The 18,952-nt window shown below is 44.0% G+C and carries 18 protein-coding genes; 8 read left to right on the top strand and 10 right to left on the bottom strand.

Annotated features, from left to right (window positions below; genetic code table 11):
* Window positions 1-17: 17 nt before the first annotated feature.
* The 6 genes from CW749_RS15515 to CW749_RS15490 form a co-directional block, all read right to left on the bottom strand.
* The gene (locus CW749_RS15515) at window positions 18-1,523 is read right to left on the bottom strand and encodes a hypothetical protein (RefSeq protein WP_101113181.1); all 1,506 of its coding nucleotides are present in this window, start codon (window positions 1,521-1,523) and stop codon (window positions 18-20) included.
* A gap of 116 nt (window positions 1,524-1,639) precedes the next feature.
* Complete coding sequence (locus CW749_RS15510; protein WP_101113180.1) at window positions 1,640-2,032, bottom strand: ribosome recycling factor family protein; 393 nt, start codon at window positions 2,030-2,032, stop codon at window positions 1,640-1,642.
* 101 nt (window positions 2,033-2,133) lie between these two features.
* A complete protein-coding gene (locus tag CW749_RS15505) occupies window positions 2,134-3,273 on the bottom strand; it encodes a glycerate kinase (RefSeq protein ID WP_101113179.1) in 1,140 nt (379 codons plus the stop codon).
* Between the two features lie 24 nt (window positions 3,274-3,297).
* The gene (locus CW749_RS15500; RefSeq protein ID WP_101113178.1) at window positions 3,298-4,653 is read right to left on the bottom strand and encodes a GntP family permease; all 1,356 of its coding nucleotides are present in this window, start codon (window positions 4,651-4,653) and stop codon (window positions 3,298-3,300) included.
* Between the two features lie 262 nt (window positions 4,654-4,915).
* Window positions 4,916-6,058 (bottom strand): sugar diacid recognition domain-containing protein, encoded by a 1,143-nt coding sequence (locus tag CW749_RS15495; RefSeq protein ID WP_101113177.1) that lies wholly within the window; start codon window positions 6,056-6,058, stop codon window positions 4,916-4,918.
* A 9-nt stretch (window positions 6,059-6,067) separates the two neighbouring features.
* Window positions 6,068-6,622, bottom strand: coding sequence for a gamma-glutamylcyclotransferase family protein (locus tag CW749_RS15490; RefSeq protein ID WP_101113176.1), 555 nt, complete (start codon window positions 6,620-6,622; stop codon window positions 6,068-6,070).
* An 801-nt stretch (window positions 6,623-7,423) separates the two neighbouring features.
* Here CW749_RS15490 and CW749_RS15485 point away from each other — a divergent pair.
* The 6 genes from CW749_RS15485 to CW749_RS15460 all read left to right on the top strand — a co-directional run bounded on the left by CW749_RS15485 (window position 7,424) and on the right by CW749_RS15460 (window position 13,526).
* Complete coding sequence (locus CW749_RS15485) at window positions 7,424-7,870, top strand: DUF4402 domain-containing protein (RefSeq protein ID WP_101113175.1); 447 nt, start codon at window positions 7,424-7,426, stop codon at window positions 7,868-7,870.
* 22 nt (window positions 7,871-7,892) lie between these two features.
* On the top strand, window positions 7,893-8,357 hold the full coding sequence (locus CW749_RS15480) for a hypothetical protein (protein WP_101113174.1): 465 nt from the start codon (window positions 7,893-7,895) through the stop codon (window positions 8,355-8,357).
* Window positions 8,354-9,058 (top strand): fimbria/pilus periplasmic chaperone, encoded by a 705-nt coding sequence (locus CW749_RS15475; protein WP_101113173.1) that lies wholly within the window; start codon window positions 8,354-8,356, stop codon window positions 9,056-9,058. The genes CW749_RS15480 and CW749_RS15475 overlap by 4 nt, the downstream gene beginning before the upstream one ends.
* Before the next feature lie 72 nt (window positions 9,059-9,130).
* The gene (locus CW749_RS15470) at window positions 9,131-11,674 is read left to right on the top strand and encodes a hypothetical protein (protein ID WP_101113172.1); all 2,544 of its coding nucleotides are present in this window, start codon (window positions 9,131-9,133) and stop codon (window positions 11,672-11,674) included.
* A 422-nt stretch (window positions 11,675-12,096) separates the two neighbouring features.
* Entirely contained in the window at window positions 12,097-12,786 is a 690-nt protein-coding gene (locus CW749_RS15465) for an MOSC domain-containing protein (RefSeq protein WP_101113171.1), read from the top strand.
* A gap of 92 nt (window positions 12,787-12,878) precedes the next feature.
* Window positions 12,879-13,526 carry a DsbA family oxidoreductase gene (locus tag CW749_RS15460; protein WP_101113170.1) on the top strand — a complete coding sequence of 216 codons (648 nt, stop codon included), beginning with the start codon at window positions 12,879-12,881 and terminating at the stop codon, window positions 13,524-13,526.
* 119 nt (window positions 13,527-13,645) lie between these two features.
* On the opposite strand, the gene CW749_RS15455 is transcribed toward CW749_RS15460, so the two are convergent.
* On the bottom strand, window positions 13,646-13,834 hold the full coding sequence (locus tag CW749_RS15455) for a YqaE/Pmp3 family membrane protein (protein ID WP_101113169.1): 189 nt from the start codon (window positions 13,832-13,834) through the stop codon (window positions 13,646-13,648).
* 114 nt (window positions 13,835-13,948) lie between these two features.
* Between CW749_RS15455 and CW749_RS15450 the strand changes: the two genes are divergently transcribed.
* A complete protein-coding gene (locus tag CW749_RS15450; RefSeq protein ID WP_101113168.1) occupies window positions 13,949-15,118 on the top strand; it encodes a MalY/PatB family protein in 1,170 nt (389 codons plus the stop codon).
* Window positions 15,119-15,241: 123 nt separating this feature from the next.
* Here the strand turns inward: CW749_RS15450 and dapD are convergent, their stop codons facing one another.
* The 3 genes from dapD to CW749_RS15435 all read right to left on the bottom strand — a co-directional run bounded on the left by dapD (window position 15,242) and on the right by CW749_RS15435 (window position 17,823).
* Window positions 15,242-16,273, bottom strand: a complete 1,032-nt coding sequence (gene dapD, locus CW749_RS15445) for a 2,3,4,5-tetrahydropyridine-2,6-dicarboxylate N-succinyltransferase (protein ID WP_101113167.1) — start codon at window positions 16,271-16,273, stop codon at window positions 15,242-15,244.
* Window positions 16,274-16,527: 254 nt separating this feature from the next.
* Window positions 16,528-16,839 carry a YebG family protein gene (locus tag CW749_RS15440; protein WP_101113166.1) on the bottom strand — a complete coding sequence of 104 codons (312 nt, stop codon included), beginning with the start codon at window positions 16,837-16,839 and terminating at the stop codon, window positions 16,528-16,530.
* A 99-nt stretch (window positions 16,840-16,938) separates the two neighbouring features.
* Window positions 16,939-17,823, bottom strand: coding sequence for a LysR substrate-binding domain-containing protein (locus tag CW749_RS15435; RefSeq protein ID WP_101113165.1), 885 nt, complete (start codon window positions 17,821-17,823; stop codon window positions 16,939-16,941).
* Between the two features lie 102 nt (window positions 17,824-17,925).
* On the opposite strand from CW749_RS15435, the gene CW749_RS15430 reads away from it, so the two are divergent.
* Window positions 17,926-18,900 carry a TDT family transporter gene (locus tag CW749_RS15430; protein WP_101113164.1) on the top strand — a complete coding sequence of 325 codons (975 nt, stop codon included), beginning with the start codon at window positions 17,926-17,928 and terminating at the stop codon, window positions 18,898-18,900.
* The last annotated feature ends 52 nt before the right edge of the window (window positions 18,901-18,952 follow it).

The following is an 18,952-nucleotide window of genomic DNA, read 5'->3' as shown; positions in this document are numbered from 1 at the left end:
TGCTTATCTTTCTCCACTTAAGCTGGGCGTTTTTTTAGTGTAATGACTCTGCTGTCTTTAAATTGTTTTTTCGGTTTACCAGAACGCTCGCAATGCCTGACTAACCAAGCTTGCACCTCCAGCTTTACATTGCCCGTGTTTGAGCGAGTGAATGCCAAAGTCATAAAGTGTTCTTTATTCTGATAGTAATTTTTCAGCATGTACCATTTGCTGACGAGCTCCGATTTTGTGCACCACACATCTCCGTATTCAACGTTTTTATTGTGACCAGAAAAGCGTGGTAGATTTTTCACTCTCTTGGGTGTGGCTGCAGAAAACTTCCCACCATCGGATGCAGGAATGTTCGACATAGGGGAAGAAATGACTTCATGCAGAGTGGCGTTTTTACTGCCAATCTTAACGCTGGCAATTCGACCGTAATGCACATCCCCCGACAAACACAGTATGTCGTTCCCAGATTTGGCTAATGCATCGAGCAGTTGCTTGTACTGGCTCTCATAGTTAGCGAGGTTGTAGTCCGACTCAGTACCCGGTTTAACGATAAGTGGCTGAGGCAACACTAACACGCCCACTTTATCGAGGCTTTTTGCCCAGTCGATAAGCTGTTTAAACACCTTACTGGTGGTCAGCGATTTTGGCGGTTCACGTTTGTCTCTGTCTGTTCTTAAGTCCACAAAACAGAAAGACAAATCGTTACCAATATCGAAGGTTCGAAATGGGGTAATCTGCTGCACATTTTTAACGCCATCTTTTGCGCTTTTCGTCCACGCTGCTTTTATCTTTTTGGATAAAGTAATCGCCCATAAATACGGATTGGTGCCTTGGACGTACGGGTAGTTATTCCAATATTCATGATCATCGGCTAAAAACCAACACCCACCATGTCGGTACATCTTACGGTTGATATCCCACGTTTCTTCATAATCCATCGCGATTCGTTTATGGGTTTCATTGACCACGGGTGAGAGTGAGTCCACCCCAATATCGAGATACACCTGATCGCCTGTAAGAAATTTAACATGAGGTTGCTCTTCAGGTTTTCCCTGAAAATACAAATGAGTGTACGCTTTCGCCGCTTGCCCCTTCTCATGCTTGCCGTTGTAAAAGCAACTTCCGAGCATGGCTACAAAGGGTTCGGTTTCTGAAAGCGAAGTGGGTAAGGTTTTGAGTGTGCCTGTTTCTAGCACTGTTTCCTTAATGGTTTTACGGTGATCTTCACTGCAGCTAAAGGTGTGCTCACCGCGAACAAAATCGACGTAATACGTTTTATTGGGCTCTAACCCCGTGATCGTTACTACCTTAAAAAAGCGCTCACGTAGTTTGGTAAACGGTCGTTCCCAGTCTTGTTTCTGTATGGGATAGGTAGCGATGGGCTGACGCTCTCGCTCAGTGATAGGTTGCGTGAACACGTTAACGGTAAAGGTGTCCGGTTTACCTTGGTATTCCGATAATGTACCAACCCAAACTTTCGCTTGGTCTGTCCCTACCTCTTGAATCACCAAATTCCATTTGTTCTTGCTCATCATCAATCCTTTGCTCTATCAGGCGATAAAGCAGGATTCGCCTATGTTATATGGAATGTCCGCCTGTTATATTTGGGTTAATTGGTATTATTGTCAATAATATAAGTGAGAAAACACTAGATAACATCAGCTTCAAACCTTGCCGTTCTTGCTTGAGCGAGTGTGCAGTTGGTTTTTTCCATTAATTCATTCAGCGTTATGTTCGGATTAGCCAAAATGAGAGCACTCAGTTGATCTGAAAGTGGAAGGTGCAGCTCTCGCAATGCCTCAACGCGTTCGTCAATTTTCTTGATGATGAATTGGTAGGTCTCATGGTCTATTTCAACCAAAGCAGCAGAAAAAGCCCGCAAGTTTTCAAAGTCGGCGGTAACTTGCCAATTTCTCGAACGACGAATCCTTTTCAGTTCCGCTTGGTGTTGAAGCGCAATGGATTTGGCACATTTGGCATTTTCACCCCCAATCCGATGGATAAGAGAAGGGAGTGGGATAGAAATTTTATTTTTGCTCATAGTGCGAATTGTGCATGCTAATGATCGTAAACGCTACATTTCGCAAAGGTTAATGTAAAAAAGCGCAGGGAACCCTGCGCTTTGAGCTTTATCTTTAAAGGTTATTTCCCTAAATTCATCGACCACATTCTGGCCACGTTTTCAGACAGGTTGGTGAGGTTTTCCCCTGCTTCTTGAAACGCGGTGGACAGGTCTAAAGCTCGGGGCACAGCAGCAAATACAGCATCGATACCACACTGATACGCAGCTTGGTAGTTTTCGCCTACGCAGCCAGCAAGTGCAATAACGGGGAGGTCATATTTTTTCGCCAGCGACGCAACGCCCATCGGGGTTTTTCCGTGCGCTGTTTGCCAGTCTATTCTGCCTTCTCCGGTAACCACCAAATCAGCGCCTTCGAGCTGGTTTTCTAAGCCAACGGTTTCAAGCACGATATCAATGCCAGGTTGCAATTTGGCTTGGGTAAATGCAATCAATGCGGCACCCATCCCACCTGCTGCACCAGATCCTGCTGCATTTAAGACATCACGACCGATTTGCTTGCGAATGAGCTGACCATAATGATTCAGGTTTTGATCGAGCAGGCGAATATCCGCTTCGGTTGCGCCTTTTTGCGGGCCAAAGGTTGCTGATGCGCCTTTACTTCCACACAAAGGATTATCGACGTCACTAGCGACTAAAATTTCACATTCAGCCAGCCTTGAGTTCAATCCCGTCAAATCAATTTGCGCGAGTTCTTTTAATCCGCTGCCATTTAACGAAATAGGCTGACCGTTGTGATTAGAGAACTTGGCGCCAAGTGCCGCCATCATACCAACGCCACCGTCGTTTGTGGCGCTTCCCCCAAGACCAACGATGAGTTTCTTTGCACCTCGTTCAAGCGCGTGGTTGATCAACTGACCAGTACCGAAGGAAGTGGTCAGTTTTGGATCCCGCTGGGAAAGCGATACATGATGAAGGCCGCTGGCGGCCGCCATTTCAATAACTGCTGTTTGGTTATCGCCAAGCAACCCATAAAATGCGTCGACTGAGTTACCTAAAGGTCCCGTTACCGCAAGATGAACTAAGTGACCTTTTGTGGCATCAACCAGCGATTGCACCGTACCTTCTCCACCATCAGCGACAGGTACATGAACGAATTCACTGTCTGCCCACACTCGGCGAAAACCAGATTCAATGGCCAGACACACTTCTTTTGCTGTCAGGCTTTCTTTAAATGAATCTGGGGCGATAACTACTTTCATATCACTCTCCTAACGCGGTGATGATTACAATAAGATGAGGCTAAGAATGTAAACCAATACTATGGCAGTGATGCCTTGCACCAAGGTTGCCATCGTTTGGGCTCGGTATGCCAACCCAACGCTCATGCGGCTAAACTGAGAGACGACCCAGAAGAAGCTATCATTTGCATGAGATACCGTCATTGCACCCGCACCAATGGCCATAACCGTGAGCACTCGACCCATTTCTGAATCCAATCCTAATTGAGCAAGCATTGGGGCAACCAACGCAGACGTGGTAACCAACGCCACGGTTGACGAGCCTTGAGCCGATTTAAGTGCAGCGGCAACGATAAACGGCATGAAAATACCAATACCTAGTGCCGATAATGTTGTACCCAAATATTCGCCGAGCGGTGTGGCTTTTAGTACCGCACCAAATGCGCCACCTGCACCAGTGATCAAAAGAATAGGCGCGGCAGCAGTGATGCCTTGGCTAATACGCTCGCTAAACTCAGCCGCTTTGTTGTCAGACTTAAGCAAACGAATAGACAGCAGCAGACCGATAACCAATGCCGTTAACGGCTGACCGAAGAAGTTAAGCGTATCAAATAAGAAACCATCGCCCAATGGCGCACTTGGGAAGCGAGCAACCGACCCTAAACAGATAAGCAAAATAGGCACAAAGATTGGCGCGAATGCTTGTCCAGCAGTGGGCAGTATACCGTAGGATTCTTTCAGTGCTTTCCAATCAACATTATCCGCTGGGTTTTGAGCTTCTTCTCCATCAGGTTCTACATCTTTGAAGCGATTTGCCCAAAGCATACCAGCGAGTGCTGCGACACCTGCAACGAAAATACCGACAGCGATAACAATACCTAGATTAGATTCCAACCCAAGGTTACCGGCAGCAGCAATAGGGCCGGGAGTCGGTGGAACAAAGGTATGAGTTGCGTATAAGCCAGTGGCGAGTGCAACACTCATGGCGACGCTAGAGGTTTTCATTCGATTTGCCAGTGACTCTTTAAGTGAGTTCAAAATGACAAAACCTGAATCACAAAATACAGGTACAGATACGATGTAACCAATGAGCGACATGGTCAGTGTCGGGAATCGGTCGCCCAGCACTTTAATGACGGTATCCGCCATGGTGATGGCCGCGCCGCTTTTTTCGAGAATGACACCGATAATGGTCCCTAACACAATGACCAAACCGATGTAGCCGAGTATGCCTCCAAAACCTTTAGCTATGGTTTTGGCTATGCTGTCGGCAGGGAGCCCGTAAGCGAACGCAGCGATAAATGCTGCAACTAAGAGGGCGAGAAAAGGGTGTAACTTAAATTTGGTGGTTGCGACAACGATAAACGCGATCACAGCCAGCAGGATTAGTATAAGACTCATAATAACTCCGTTTATTTTTGCCACTTGTTTGCGCTTTTATGCAGTATTGCTGCTATGTGCAACGTTCATCGCATTCAGGCGTGTGGAGTGGCTATATTTTTCCAAGCGTAGGTATTCCTGGAATGCAATTCCCGATCATTCTGGTTTGCTGATCTTAGTTGGGAATAGGATTATTATCGGAGCTTATTGAGCTAAATCCTTTAGGCATGGGTGACAAATCAACTTCCAATGTGAAGCTTTATTTTTGTGCTTATGCACAGTTTCAGGGTTGTTTTGTGATCTGGCTTGCAATATAGAGTTCGACTAATCCGGTGAAATTTTTTGGAGAAACACGGGTGATTTTCTCTATCTTATCCAACCGGTATCGTAAAGTGTTTCTATGTATGTATAAGGCTTCGGCACACAGTTTTTGATTTCCTTGGTGTTCGAATAGCGTGTGTAGTGTTTTAAGTAGTTGCCCGCTTTTGTCTTCCTGCATAAGCTTAACGATTGGTTTACATAATTGGTCACCTTGCCAAAAGTTAGCTAGTGGTGAGAGCAAGACGGGTATGCGCATCTCTTCAAATAGGTATTTGTTTTTTTCTGGGTGATGCTTTTTTCCAAAGTGCAGAGCTTGCCGAGCACTTTGATAGGAAAGGTGGATGTCGTTGAGGTTTGGGAAGTACTCCCCTAAGGCGATATCCAGTTGATTGATCCCTTGCTGATTCAATCTGTCGAGCAAAATATCGATGCGCAAGCTTTCTTGCTCGCTGTCCCACTTGCCATGTCTATTATGACTGGGCTTTAGCACAACAATCTCATGCATTGAAATAACCGCAACTAAATTGTCGCGTTTAGGGTATTCCAACAATTCAACAATTTGCCGGGTTTGCTCTAAGCTGAGTGGAGCACGTTCTGAATGCAATTCAATCACTACGGCGACACGAGGTGTATCAAGGTCGATATCCAAGCGTGCCGCCCAATCTTTAAGTTCAGCTGAGGAAACTTCATTTTTGATCCACGCAGAAATGAATTCCTCTTTATGTCTTCTATCCCATTGGAGTTGTTCGATAAGCGCCGCTTGGTCGACAATCATTTCAGCCGTCATCTTGACCAGTGATGCGTAATTTCGAATAGAGTTAGGATCGCCAGTAATGCCGACCACTCCAATCACTTCATGCTGGCTTTTCATCAGCATGTTGATGCCGGGCTTTGCGCCTTTAAGCGACTGACAACTTTGCTGGGTTACTTCAACGGTATCCCCATGTTTTAGAGCCAAAAGTGCGCCATCATGAGTTTGACCGATCCGGTAAGAGTCGCCACTGCCTATAATGACACCAGCTTGATTCATCACGTTGATGTTATTACCAATGATCGCCATGGTTCGATCGACGATTTGCTGGGCAAGTTGCTGTTCTAGAATCATTATCTCGCCTTAGCGTCTTGCTGAATCAACGAGGTTATCGATAAGAGAGATATGCTGATTCTCAACACCAGCTATCCTTCGGTATTTGGGCTGGTGGCGATCGTTTTCAAGTGGGTGATGCCAACCTAAGGTGGACTGTATGAAGTGCTCGGCAAATTGAGTGGAAATGGATAAGCACCCAGCCAGAACGGTATCAACATAACTTTGCATAATGGGAGCATTGGTGCAGGGAGGCGCTACTTCGTCTTTCACATACATCCAAACCTCAGCACTGGTATCAATAACCGTGTCGGATTCAATTTGAGAAACAGCGACCTTGATACGGTGGTAGCCTGCTTCTCGTTTGTCGAACTCCAGCAGCTCCCGGTCATCAATCTCAATCAGAACACCGTTTACTGATCCTTTACCGCTCGTTACAACTAATGGTGAGATTTGATAACTGCCATCCACCTTACTCCAATGTCGGTTGAAGCCGCACACTATTGCTGGGTAAGCGTTTCCTGTCTGCCCAGTTAACTTACGAGATTCAGAGTTGATTAAGCTGCCATATCCGAAGATGTACATAGGTGAGCGAGTTCCTTTTCAAAGCGGGTCAATTAAGTATACAAGTATTCCATGAACTTCAAGTCTCGTCGAATTGAACGGTGTTGGAAGAGGTTGCAATGAAAGTGCTTTCAAAATCTAAAACAGACTCGAGATTGTTCTTTTCTATTTAGCTCAGTTGTCAAGTGGTCATATTTTAATCAGAACGATAATTTAGCTATATTTATGGTTGATATTGATATATCCATTCCAAGAAAGTTTAAATTTCACTGTTATTTAATTATTTTTTGAATTGTTAATTGTTTTTTTATTGGCTCTTTTGGTTTTGATTTACTCGTATTTAAATTGTTAGGTCGTAAATTGAGTATTTATAGGAATATATTTTGAGTAGTACTTAATAATTTTCTAGTTCTTTTCTAATCGAGTTGGTAAATATTGCTGTCTCAAATATCGGAATTTAACATTTAAATTTACAGTCTTCTGTTCTGAGCTGTATATGCTAGATTTTAATATCGCCCTAATTCGTTTTTCCAATATATAAATCTATCACTAGCACTTTGGCTCTCTTCTAATTGCTTGATAAGTAAAGTTTTATTTTTTATATGAGTTTAAATTCATATTTATTTTTACCTTCAATATTGATCGAGTTGTACTTGTTTTTGAACCTCCTCACAAATATTAATGATAAAATTAAAAATATTATGAAATTATTTATTAGTTGATCTTTAAATACGCCTGATACTTTTCTGGTTTCCAGTAGTACAAAAAAGTATTAATAAAAATAAGGTTATTTAAATAGAAAAGGAATTGGGGGAATTAGAAATGAAATTCATCAAAAAGCTTGCGTTAATTTCTTTAGCAGCAGTAGCACCTAGCGCGATGGCAGTTACAGATACATTCAACTCTAGCATCAACGTTTTAGAGCCTGTATCTATCTCTAAAACTAACGATCTAGATTTTGGTTCTATCTTCACAGACCAAGCGACAAACGTTACTGTTGCGGCAGCAGATGCAGGCGCAGCAGCATTCACTATTACGGGTACAAGTGGTAGTACAGTAGACGTAACGGTTGATACAACAGCTACAATGGGTGATGGTAACGGTAACAGCATCGCAGTAAACAGTATCGCTCCAGATAACGCTTCTCCAGCATTAACAGGTGGTACTGCCACAGTTAAAATTGGTGGTGTGGCTGATATCGTTGGTGCTGGTACTTTGGTTGCTGGTAACTACTCTGGCACAGTTAACATTACGGTTGTTTATCAATAAGACACCGGCATAAGGTGGCTTTGTGCCACCTTATTTTCCCTACCTTCATATTATGCCGCGCATCTATTTGGGGCTTTTGCTGTTTTTGTGCCTGGTGAGCTCCGCTCATTCTGTTGCTATCGAAATTACGCAATTAGAACCCATGGAATTTGAAACTACTGTCGGTGGTTCAAAAACCGTTGTGTATCTGAAACCTTCTGTATCGACTAATGGCGTGTTTCTCTTTCGGGTCACTGGTGATCCTTCAAGAAAAATTCAAGTTAAAGTAAATGGTTCTGAATTTCGAATGCTTAATTCACAATCAGGTCGTCATGTTGATGTGAAGCGCTTTAAGTATGGATGCGGGTTGAATAAGAGGGGACGAGTTCGGTTAAATGGTCAAGGGCAATCAGGGGTGTTGTGCATTGGAGCAAGAGCGGTGGTTAAAGCTAGCTCTCAGTCAGGCATGTTTTCTGTTGTTGTCCCATTCACAGTGAAGTATTTATGAAGTTTCTTTCCTTAATTTTCGTTTGCCTTATCGGGTTCAGCCAGGTTAGCCATGCGCAACTAAAAATTGCACCAACTCGTATTGTGGCTGAAGGTGAACAAGCCTCAACCCATAAATTGTTTGTCGAAAATACAACATCAGAACCTATGAGGGTCAAGGTGTCGGTTGTTTACCGGTCGGCGCTAGTGGGCAATGATAAATCGAAAACACGGCTTCAAGATGACATTGAAGTTCAAGAAGATTTGAGTAAATTTGTCAAAGTATCCCCGCCTATTATTGGAAACTTGAAACCCAATCAAAGACGAACAGTTCGCGTAAGAATTCAAGGTTTACCAGCGGAGTATGAAGAGGGAGAATATAGAACATATCTACTTTTCCAACCGGTTCCGCTGTCTTCTCAGCAAGCGAATGAAAATTCAGAGGGGCAGGGCATGACCATGAACCTGGATTTTATTATTAACACTATGATCCCTGTTTATTCGCAAAAAGGGACGGTAGAGCATCGCGTGCATTTGGAGTGTAAAGAAAACGCCATTCGAGTTCACAACCAAGGTAATTTTCAACTTAAAGGTAAACTTGTCTCTGGGAATGACGTGCAAAACGTTTTCTTAGTTCGAAATGCGTCGTTGGATAAGCCTGTTCGAAATTCTGCTGGTGCTCAATTTATCGTAGATGATCAAATTGTGAGCTCCTGTCAGTAAGTTCATTTATTTAACTGAACCAGCTGTGTGAAAACGAGTTTTGTGAAGTCCAGTTCAGTGAAACTTAGTTTCATGAAATTTAGCTTTTTAAAGCTAAGTTTAGCGAGATTAAGAGCGGTGTTTTTTGCTCTGTTAGCTTGTGTATTCGCATGGGTCGGATTGGCACAAGCAAATGATGAGAAAAGTGCCGACTCTGACCTTGTTGTCGCGGATATTATTGAAGCTGATATTGTTGAAGCGTACGTCGAATTGTTCATGCGGTATGAGCACGACAGTTTCTATCGAGTTATGCAAAACGCCAGTGAGGAGCCTTATTTAGCACTTCAAACCTTTGCGACACAATGGCTTCAGCTCGAAGGCGGTTGTCGTAACCAAATATGCTTGTTTTACCAGCCAAAGGATGTTCAGGAGCAGCGGCAACCGTATCAGCTGGATTTAAACTCAAAGCAGTGCATTCTTCCTAAAAGTAAAGAAATCCACACCATAGACTATGTGACCGTAGACGGGGAAGAGTGGCTTCATTGGGCGTCGTTTGTCGATTGCTTTCCCGTTTCCGTATTATGGGATCTGGATACCTATTCTCTCAAAGTAAAACTCCATTACAGTACCTACAAAGAATTAGAAAAAAAACTCGCGCAACGCCGAGCGATAGCAAAACAAAAAGCCAAAGAGTTGGAAGATAGGAAAGCTCAAAAGCGTATTCATCCTGCGACTGCCACAACGGCTTCGGCTCGAATCAAAGGGCGAGCTGAATTCTCATCCAATAACCAGCCGGAATACAACCTAAGAACCGATGCTTACCTCGTTCACCAAAATGCGCATTTAGAAGTCTCTTACGATACCAATGCACCAAAAGAGGTAGAGTATTACCAGTTTGAAATAACACCTTTTCCTTTGGGGTATCAGCTTCAAGTTGGGCATGTTGTGCTGGATTCAGGATTAGCCAGCAGCAGTGAAACCTTTGAAAACGGTGTGTACTACTCCAGGCTTAAACCCAAAAAGCAATCAGGACGCTTGGTGATTGAAGAGCAAACCTTACCCAACACATTTGTTGACGTGTATGTGAATGATATTTATCGCGGAACGCTGAGGTCGGATGCCTCTGGACGCTACAGCATTTCTGATTACCCTTTGTCGGCGGGAGACCAAGTTGAACTGCATGAAATGGTTCGCTCTGGTGTGGTGGAACGCAAAACCATCAAAGTTGCCGACATCGATGAAGCTCTCCTGGATAAAGGTCAATGGGATCTAGAACTTGGTGCATCGCTCATTGAGGAAAACACCGGCAAGGTCCAAATGAGTTATGGAGCAACTCACTCATTAACATTGGTTGGGTCCGCTTATAACACTAATGATTCAGTGACTGGAGGGCTCGGGTTACGTTGGTTACCAACACACTTTCTCTCTATTGCATTTGAGTGGCTTCCGTCTCAACCTGTCATGCCAGCCACTATTGAATTGGCTGTCGGTGAAAAACATAAGTTTGAGGCGGATATAAACCATGTCGATTTATTTGGTCGTGATCCTAAAAAGCGAGAGCATCAAATTCGATACCGTTATTTGGATAATCCCATCAGTTTCAATTTGGATGCGACCTATGACGAAAATGAACTCATCGTCATTCCTCAAGTTCGAGCGCAAACCGCTTCTTCACAATTTTTGACCTTGGAGCTTAAAAATCGGCGTACTTCTCAAAATATCCGAGATGAATTGAGCGCTAAGTACGCCATCCATACGCATGAACATGGCTCAGTTAACCTCAGTTCCACTTTTAGTGATGGTAATAGCCCAAGGTATCGTGTCGGATATCGTTATCTGTGTTCTAACTGTTTTTTTTCTGGTTGGTGGCAAACACTCCAAAGCACCTACAGTACTCAGCTGACGTGGCAAAATGCCAAGTTTGGGTATTCAGGTAACGCTAAATGGGAGTTAACACCAAATTGGTCTGGAGAGGTTGCCATTAATGATGACAGCGTTTCTCTTGCCTTGGAAACAAAATGGGGAGGAAGGTTATCCAAAAACGACGAATCAGTGGCAAGCTTAGAGCTTCCATGGGAAGAATTTATTTACGCAGAACTCACTGGGCGAGTACTCGATAATCACGATCAGCCAATCGCTAATGTTGAGTTAAAAGTGAATAACAAAAAGGCGATCAGCGATGCCAATGGAGAGTTTCATTTTACAGGCGTTGGTTACGGAGAAGATCTGCAACTGCATATCGATGATTCAACGTTAGATCTCAACCTAAAGCCAGAAGAGAACCCGATTTATTTCCACGCTGAGAAAGGCGGAAAAACACACATTGAAGTACGGGTAAACAAGAGTTTTGGTGTCGATGGCATTGTAACTGCGCCATACAGTTTCAGCGGATGGCATGTGAACTTTTATCATGAAGAGACTAGCCGAACGTTTTCTGCCAAAGTGGAACAAGACGGCTTTTATTTCTTTGAAGACTTGATACCGGGTGACTATCGAATTGTGATCGAAGACAACGAGACAGAAGTAGAGACACGGGCTCGAATTCGCAGTGAAGATTGGGTCAGTGGTTTAAATTTTGTTGTCTATAAGCTACACAAGAACGCCAAACCAGTGCTTCAAGTGGTTTATCAGCCTTGAGGTTGGGAACCATTTCGCACGCTCAACAGACCCTAATCACCTTATGCTTTCCGTTATATATTTTGTCTATCAGTGGGTTAACTGATACTTTACCCAGAATTCAGGTAGAACCCTCTATCCTGTCATTAAACAATCGGTTTTTAAAATAAAATAAGCTATATACTCAAACCACCTCAAGATGCTAGGTTCAGCGAGAATTACTTGGTTTTCAGGCAAGGCACCAATTTGCAGATCTAGTGGCTCTAAATCAAGAATTGGTTACGCAGCATGGAAACCAAGCAAACTCGCCCTTNNTGGAAAGGACTCGTCATTCCACTTCGTTCTTTTCCTTGAACTGGCACAGAAGATGGAGCTCTGAATCCTGCATCTTGAGGTGATTTGGGTATACGCCTTAGGCACCCCACACGTTATGGAGTAGACATATGAAGCAGTTGGGCACCATCGAGTCAGTACTTTCCGGCAAAATCCAGTCTTATTCACGTGGTGCGCTCAGTGCTATCAACAAAACCATCCAATCAAATCGATTACAAGTGACCACTCTAGGCTTTACCGAAGACGAGCAGGGCGATCCTCGCTTCCATGGTGGAGTAGAAAAAGCATTACATATCTACCCGTCAGAGCACTACCCAAAGTGGCGTAGCGAGCTCGGTGAGAAGCCGATCTTTGAAGAAGTTGGTGCATTTGGTGAAAACCTGAGTTCAACAGGGGTCGATGAGTATTCACTCTGCATTGGTGATGTTGTGCAAATAGGAAGTACCAAGCTTCAAATATCGCAAGGGCGAATGCCTTGCTGGAAACTTAATGACCGATGCGATGAACCAGATATGGCGCTTCGATTTCAAATGACTATGCGAACGGGTTGGTATTTTCGTGTGTTGGAAGAAGGGGATATAGGTGCTGGTGATGCGATTTACCTGATTGAGCGCCCGTATCCAGATTGGTCTCTTGCGCGTGTGATGAGGTTGGTTTATCGCGGTGTTTTAGACGAACAAGAGCTGAAAGCCGTGCTAGACATTCCTTTGGTCGATTCATGGAGAGCGTTGTTCGAAAAACGCATTGAAACTGGCAGTGTTGAGAACTGGGCATTTAGGTTGTTTGGGTCTCGATCATAACTTTCGTGTTGTTCAAAGCAAAAAGAAGATAATTTCAATAAGTTGAGTTACAGTAAGTTTGTACTGTATAGACCCTAATTGGAGAGCCACGGATGAGTAAACAGCAGCTTAAGATCGACTTGGTATCAGATGTTTCATGTCCGTGGTGTATTGTCGGTTATAAAAGGCTGGAAAAAGCGATTACCCAAGTTGCTGACCAAATTGAAGTGGAAGTGAATTGGCATCCGTTTGAGCTCAATCTCGATCTTCATCAAGGGGGCGTAAACTTGCGTGACTACCTGATGAAGCGTTATGGCACAACCGCAGAGCAAAGTATTCAGGTACGAAGTAATCTGACTCAACTAGGGAAAGAAGTCGGCTTTGATTTTAATTTCTCCGATGAAATGAACGTTTACAATACCCGTGATGCCCACAAACTGGTCGCTTGGGCTGGCGAATCCGATAAGCAGACTGAAATGAAACTCGCGTTGTTCCAAGCGTACTTTAGTGATGGCAAAGCGATTGAAAACCACGACGTATTAACTGAATGCGCTGAATCGATTGGGCTCGATCCTATAAAAGCGAAACAAGTCGTTTCTTCGGAGCGATGGAATAAGATTGTGGAAGATGAAGAAGTTCACTGGTTATCTTTGGGAGTGCATGCAGTACCCGCTATTGTGATTAATGAACAGCACCTCATCAGCGGAGCGCAACCTGTGGATATTTTGGTCGAGGCAATGAAAGACATTGCCTCGCAATAGTAAGGTATTTCGTAATAGCCGGAGTTTTTAAAACCGCCAAGCTGTGCGCCTAACGGTCTTATATATTCACAATCTACTGCTTATTCGCTAACTACTGTTTATTCGCTATCTATTACGTATTAGTTATCCATTGCGTCTTTGATTTTCTGATCGGTTTTGTATTGGCTCAACGCATATACCGACCAAATCGCAGCAGGAATCCAACCAACCAATGTAATTTGTAGAATCAGGCAGATGATTCCGCTGAATGGTCTGCCGATGGTGAAAAATTGCAGCCAAGGTAGCAACAAAGCTAAAAGTAAACGCATAGTCTATATCCATGATTTGTTTATATCGTCTTAGTATTATTGCGTCTGCTATTCGAATTAAAAAGTCTTATGAGTGAGAATCTTCCCTACAACCCCATTTCTAAAGGAAAAATCATGTCTTCTTTATTTGATAAACCACATAACCGTAGAGGAACGGGCTCAGTAAAGTGGGATTTCAACCAACAGAAATTTGGCGATGTCAGTGAAAATGCCATACCAATGTGGGTTTCTGATTACGATTTTTCGATTCCTCCTCAGGTGTCTAATGCCTTACAGTCGCGGCTAGAACATGGTGTGTTTGGGTATACAGAGGTCACTAAAACGTATTTCGAATCCATTCAAACGTGGTATCAGGAGCAGCACCAGCTCGATCTTGATACCGATTGGGTTGTACCAGTCAATGGCGTAATGCCGGGCATTGCATTGGTTATCGAACAATTGACCAATGAAGGCGATTCTATTGCAGTGCAGTCACCCGGTTACGGTAAATTCAAAGAGGCCATCGCTCTATCTGGTAGAGAAGTCGAAGAAATTACCATGGTGGAAGAGTCTGGTTGTTATGAGATGGACTTCAATGCCATTGAAGCGGCTTTAGCCTCTGGGGTAAAAGCTTTTATTTTATGTAATCCGCACAACCCTATCGGGCGTATTTGGAGCCCTGAAGAAGTACAAGCGATTGCCCAATTGTGTCACCGTTACAATGTGTGGCTGATCAGTGATGAGATATGGTGTGATTTGGCGTTACCTGGGTACCAATGTTGGAGTGCGCTTAACTTAGAAGAACGTTACTTACAAAAGCTTGTGGTAACAACGGCTGCAACTAAAACATTTGGATTAGCTTCCTTGAGGTTAGCCAATCTAATCATACCGAACCCCACGATGAGAGGGGCAATAGAAAAGCGAAAACAAGCTCTGTTTTTAGATTTGTTCGATGCGATGGCAATTGTCGCGTCCCAAACGGCTTACACCACTTCGTTGAGTTGGTTAAATGACTTAAAGGTGTATGTTCAAGGGAATATGGAATTTTTGAATAGCTTTCTTTCTCAACATATTCCTGCTCTCTCATTTCAAATGCCACAATGCGGATACCTTGTTTGGGTCGACTGCAGAGCACTCAACTTGACCGATGAAGCCCTTCGTCGATTATTTATTGATGTTGGAGTATTGCCTTCGGTGGGTACTGAGTTTGGTGCGGGTGGCAATGGGTATGTTCGATTGAATTTAGGGTGTTCTCGCGACACGTTAGAACAGGCTTGTCAAAAGTTATTAAAGATTAATAGTTAAAACAGAACGCTAAACAAATAGAAAAATAAAAGACCCCCAATAATTGGTGTCCAACTATTGGGGGTCACTTCATAATGCTGGTCTTTCCTACATCTAAACAAATACTGCCTTTCAGCTAAACAATTAGTTGTTGCTGTGAAGCTCGCTGTTCAGTTCAACGGCGGTTTTGTTTGTTAGGCACTCAATTTGACCTGTTACCGAGTTACGACGGAACAACAGGTCCGATTTACCAGCTAAGTCACGTGCTTTCACAACTTCGACTTCTTTACCGTCGGAATCCAGCATTCGTACTTTAGAACCCGCCGTTACATACAGACCAGATTCAACCGTACAACGATCGCCCAGTGGGAAACCAAGACCTGCGTTTGCGCCAAGTAGAGAGTTCTCACCGATAGAAACGACCACTGTGCCACCACCAGAAAGTGTACCCATGATGGATGCACCACCACCGATGTCTGAGCCATTGCCAACAACAACACCCGCAGAAATACGACCTTCAACCATGCTTACGCCAGCAGTACCCGCATTGAAGTTGATGAAACCTTCGTGCATCACTGTTGTACCTTCACCCACATGTGCGCCAAGACGAACGCGAGAAGTATCCGCAATACGAACGCCAGTCGGTACAACGTAATCCACCATTTTCGGGAATTTATCGACACAATCAACAGACAGGTTACGACCTGCTAGGCGCGCTTCGATTTGACGATCAGCAAGTTCAGGAAGATCGATTGGACCTTCGTTTGTCCATGCAATGTTGTGAAGCAAACCAAAGATACCATCAAGGACAGTTCCGTGAGGTAGCACTAGGCGGTTAGAGATAAGCTGAAGCTTCAAGAAACCTTCTGCAACAGAGGCTGGCTTCTCGTCAGTCGCTAAAACAACAAGAACCAGTGGCTGAGCTGACTCAGCGGCTTTTGCTGCAAAAGAAGCGTTAGCAGCGTCGCCGTTTGCTTCGAATGCTTTAGCCAATTCTGCACTTTGAGCCGCAGAGATTTCGATCGCTTGGTTGCCTTCTTGGTAACCAGCCACTTCCGCTACTGCTTTCACCAAAGCGTCGCTTGGGTTTAGAGCTGGGTTAGGGAAGAAAGCTTCAATGATTTTGCCATCGCGGTTCTTGGTAGCTGTACCAAATGCCAGAGAAAATGTTGCCATGAGTGAAATCTCCTTGGTTGAATTTCTTTTGTTTGCTTAGGAAGGGGAACGACCACCCAAGCAAGTCATCAATCTTGAATCTTGTTGACATGCATCCTACTCACCCCGCTTACGAGATGAAAGAGGGAAAAGCCGGATAGTCTGCCAAACGATATATGCTGTCTGATTGGAGATATAATATCTCTAAAAAGAAATAGCCAGCAATTATAAGCTGGCTATTCTGATAAGTTGTTAGGGTGTTGTGCGGCTCTAAATTAGGCTGCGTCTTCTTCAGACTCGTTAGAGTCGTCTGCATTATCTTCAACAACCTTAGGCTTTTTAGGCGTTGCAGCTTTACGCTTTTTAGCGCCAAGCGCATACAACACTTCATCTTTATTTTTCGCCAGATAAAGAGACAATTCTTCTTGCTTCCCTTCATCTTCAATAAGCTTGCTTTCTGAGATAAGGCCGAAAAGCTCATCTGCCATATCTAACATTTTGTCATAAGCGTCGGCTTCAGCCTTAGAGGTAAAAGTCATCTTTTCTTCTCCGTTGCGCTCCACCACGTACTTGACGATTACAGCCATGGTTATCCTCTTTTGAACTTAGATTTAATCTACTGGTTGTTTATACAGATTGTTTGCCTGAGTGTCCAGTCTACACACGTATTGTGAGAGGTCGATAGCCTACACTTGCCAGCGTGAACAAAACTCCAAAAACGTTTTTAGAAGTGGGCTTTGGTACTTTTCTTTATGTAGAAGTATCCAAAACTTACGTTGGAAATCTATTGGTAAATCTAAAACGACCACTCGTCCATCATCAATCGCATGTTGTGCGGAACGCCGTGACAAACACGCCAACCCCAAGTTTGCGGTTGTGCCGTTGATGATGGCTTCGGTTGTATTTAGCTGGAAAGATTCTTGCCAATACTCGATACGCGGGGCAATTCGTTGAGTGAAAAACTCTCGGCTCCCTGATCCCGTTTCTCTCAGAAGCCAATCCGTGTATTCTAGATCCCGTACCCCTAAGTTTGTCTGTTTGGCGAGTTCATGTTTTGGGCTCGCAATGACGCACATTTCATCTAAACACCAAGGCTGGGTGATGAGCTGAGGGTGTTGTGTCTTTCCCTCTATTAATCCAACGTCTAGCTCGTAATCTGCCAATTTTTCGCAAATGAGGGCGGTATTGGCAATAAAAAGCGATTGATGATGGTGCTGGGTAACAGAACGAAAATTGCTGAGCATAAACGGAGCAACTTGATTACCAATGGTGTCACTGGCACCAATATTGAGTTCGCCATGCAAGGCTTGATCGCTTTGAAAGAGCTGATCGATGTCATTGGCTCTGTGTAACAGTTCGTCGGCGATGGGCAGCAGTCTTTTCCCTTCACGGTTCAATATTAATCGATTGTTCACGCGATCAAACAGGGCGTGCTTAACCTGCTTTTCCAGTTCACTCAACGACATACTGACCGCCGCCTTCGAGAGGTAAAGTTGATCCGCAGCGGCGGTGATGGTTTTTTCCTGTGTTATAGCAACAAAAACTCGGAGCTGTTTCAGCGAAATATTCATAACGTTCAACTTTACTTAACCTTGGTTTAAATATATTCAGATATAATTAAATACTTGGCAAGTTTATTATGTTGCTATTGAGTTAATTAGAGATAAGCAGCCATGATCAAGAAAATGACCACCAGAAGCGCTCTGGCTCCTACTCCAATGGCAGGGTTAGCACTTGGCATTGCAAGTTTAGGGTGGAGTTGGGAAAACGCCGCTAACCTAAACGGAATGGGACAACTGTTAGGTGCGGGTATCGCGGGCATTCTTTTGCTTATCTTAACGGTTAAGTTCATGTCCCATCGGCATTTACTTAAAGAAGACATGGCACACCCTGTTGTTGGCAGTGTTTTGCCTACCTTTGCCATGGCTCTAATGGTGATTTCACACAGTTTTGGTCAGTGGAATCAAGGGTTTGGTGATGCTGTTTGGATGGCGGCAGTCTTAATGCACGTATCGTTCTTGGTTAGCTTTATTTATCACCGCAGCATGAATTTCCAACTCAACCATATGGTGCCAAGTTGGTTTGTGCCACCTGTAGGGTTGATTGTTGCTGATGTTTCTTTCTCAGGAACGCCTGCGCTCGCTTATATTGCAGAAGGTGTGCTTAATTTTGGTTTGGTCACTTACGCGATTTTGCTGCCAACCATGATATATCGTCTTGTTTTCTGTGAAAGTGTTCCGGATGCTGCAAAACCTACTATCGCGATTCTTGCCGCTCCTGCGAGCCTTTCTTTGGCTGGCTATTTAACGGTAACTCAAGAGCCGTCTCCTGTATTGGTTGCTTTGTTATTTGGTATCGCTATTTTGATGACAGTGGTTATTTATGCGGCTTTCTTCCACTTGCTTCGCCTGCCTTTTAGCCCTGCGTATGCTGCTTTTACCTTTCCAATGGTGATTGGTGCAACAGCGTTATTTAAAATGGCGAATTGGTTAGAAAGCATCGCCGTTTCATCGCAATATGTAGAACAGGTTCGTTTTCTTGCGAACATAGAGCTAATCATAGCCAGTGGGGTCGTCGGCTACGTGTGTTGGTGTTATGTACGACACGTATTACCAACCGTGATGATGAGCGGAAAAGTAGCGAGCTAGTCAGTTATACCCAAGTAACCTCAAGATGCTTGTTTCAGCGTCCTCTCTACCA

The sequence above is a fragment of the Vibrio sp. vnigr-6D03 genome (genome assembly GCF_002835515.1).
In the GTDB taxonomy this organism is placed as follows: domain Bacteria; phylum Pseudomonadota; class Gammaproteobacteria; order Enterobacterales; family Vibrionaceae; genus Vibrio; species Vibrio penaeicida.
This window is presented reverse-complemented; position numbering and strand designations above follow the sequence as displayed.

Coding starts and splice junctions, on each gene's coding strand:
- CW749_RS15515 (WP_101113181.1), bottom strand. CDS start 1,523: ATGAGCAAGAACAAATGGAATTTGGTGATTCAAGAGGTAGGGACAGAC.
- CW749_RS15510 (WP_101113180.1), bottom strand. CDS start 2,032: ATGAGCAAAAATAAAATTTCTATCCCACTCCCTTCTCTTATCCATCGG.
- CW749_RS15505 (WP_101113179.1), bottom strand. CDS start 3,273: ATGAAAGTAGTTATCGCCCCAGATTCATTTAAAGAAAGCCTGACAGCA.
- CW749_RS15500 (WP_101113178.1), bottom strand. CDS start 4,653: ATGAGTCTTATACTAATCCTGCTGGCTGTGATCGCGTTTATCGTTGTC.
- CW749_RS15495 (WP_101113177.1), bottom strand. CDS start 6,058: ATGATTCTAGAACAGCAACTTGCCCAGCAAATCGTCGATCGAACCATG.
- CW749_RS15490 (WP_101113176.1), bottom strand. CDS start 6,622: ATGTACATCTTCGGATATGGCAGCTTAATCAACTCTGAATCTCGTAAG.
- CW749_RS15485 (WP_101113175.1), top strand. CDS start 7,424: ATGAAATTCATCAAAAAGCTTGCGTTAATTTCTTTAGCAGCAGTAGCA.
- CW749_RS15475 (WP_101113173.1), top strand. CDS start 8,354: ATGAAGTTTCTTTCCTTAATTTTCGTTTGCCTTATCGGGTTCAGCCAG.
- CW749_RS15470 (WP_101113172.1), top strand. CDS start 9,131: ATGAAATTTAGCTTTTTAAAGCTAAGTTTAGCGAGATTAAGAGCGGTG.
- CW749_RS15465 (WP_101113171.1), top strand. CDS start 12,097: ATGAAGCAGTTGGGCACCATCGAGTCAGTACTTTCCGGCAAAATCCAG.
- CW749_RS15460 (WP_101113170.1), top strand. CDS start 12,879: ATGAGTAAACAGCAGCTTAAGATCGACTTGGTATCAGATGTTTCATGT.
- CW749_RS15455 (WP_101113169.1), bottom strand. CDS start 13,834: ATGCGTTTACTTTTAGCTTTGTTGCTACCTTGGCTGCAATTTTTCACC.
- CW749_RS15450 (WP_101113168.1), top strand. CDS start 13,949: ATGTCTTCTTTATTTGATAAACCACATAACCGTAGAGGAACGGGCTCA.
- dapD (WP_101113167.1), bottom strand. CDS start 16,273: ATGGCAACATTTTCTCTGGCATTTGGTACAGCTACCAAGAACCGCGAT.
- CW749_RS15440 (WP_101113166.1), bottom strand. CDS start 16,839: ATGGCTGTAATCGTCAAGTACGTGGTGGAGCGCAACGGAGAAGAAAAG.
- CW749_RS15435 (WP_101113165.1), bottom strand. CDS start 17,823: ATGAATATTTCGCTGAAACAGCTCCGAGTTTTTGTTGCTATAACACAG.
- CW749_RS15430 (WP_101113164.1), top strand. CDS start 17,926: ATGATCAAGAAAATGACCACCAGAAGCGCTCTGGCTCCTACTCCAATG.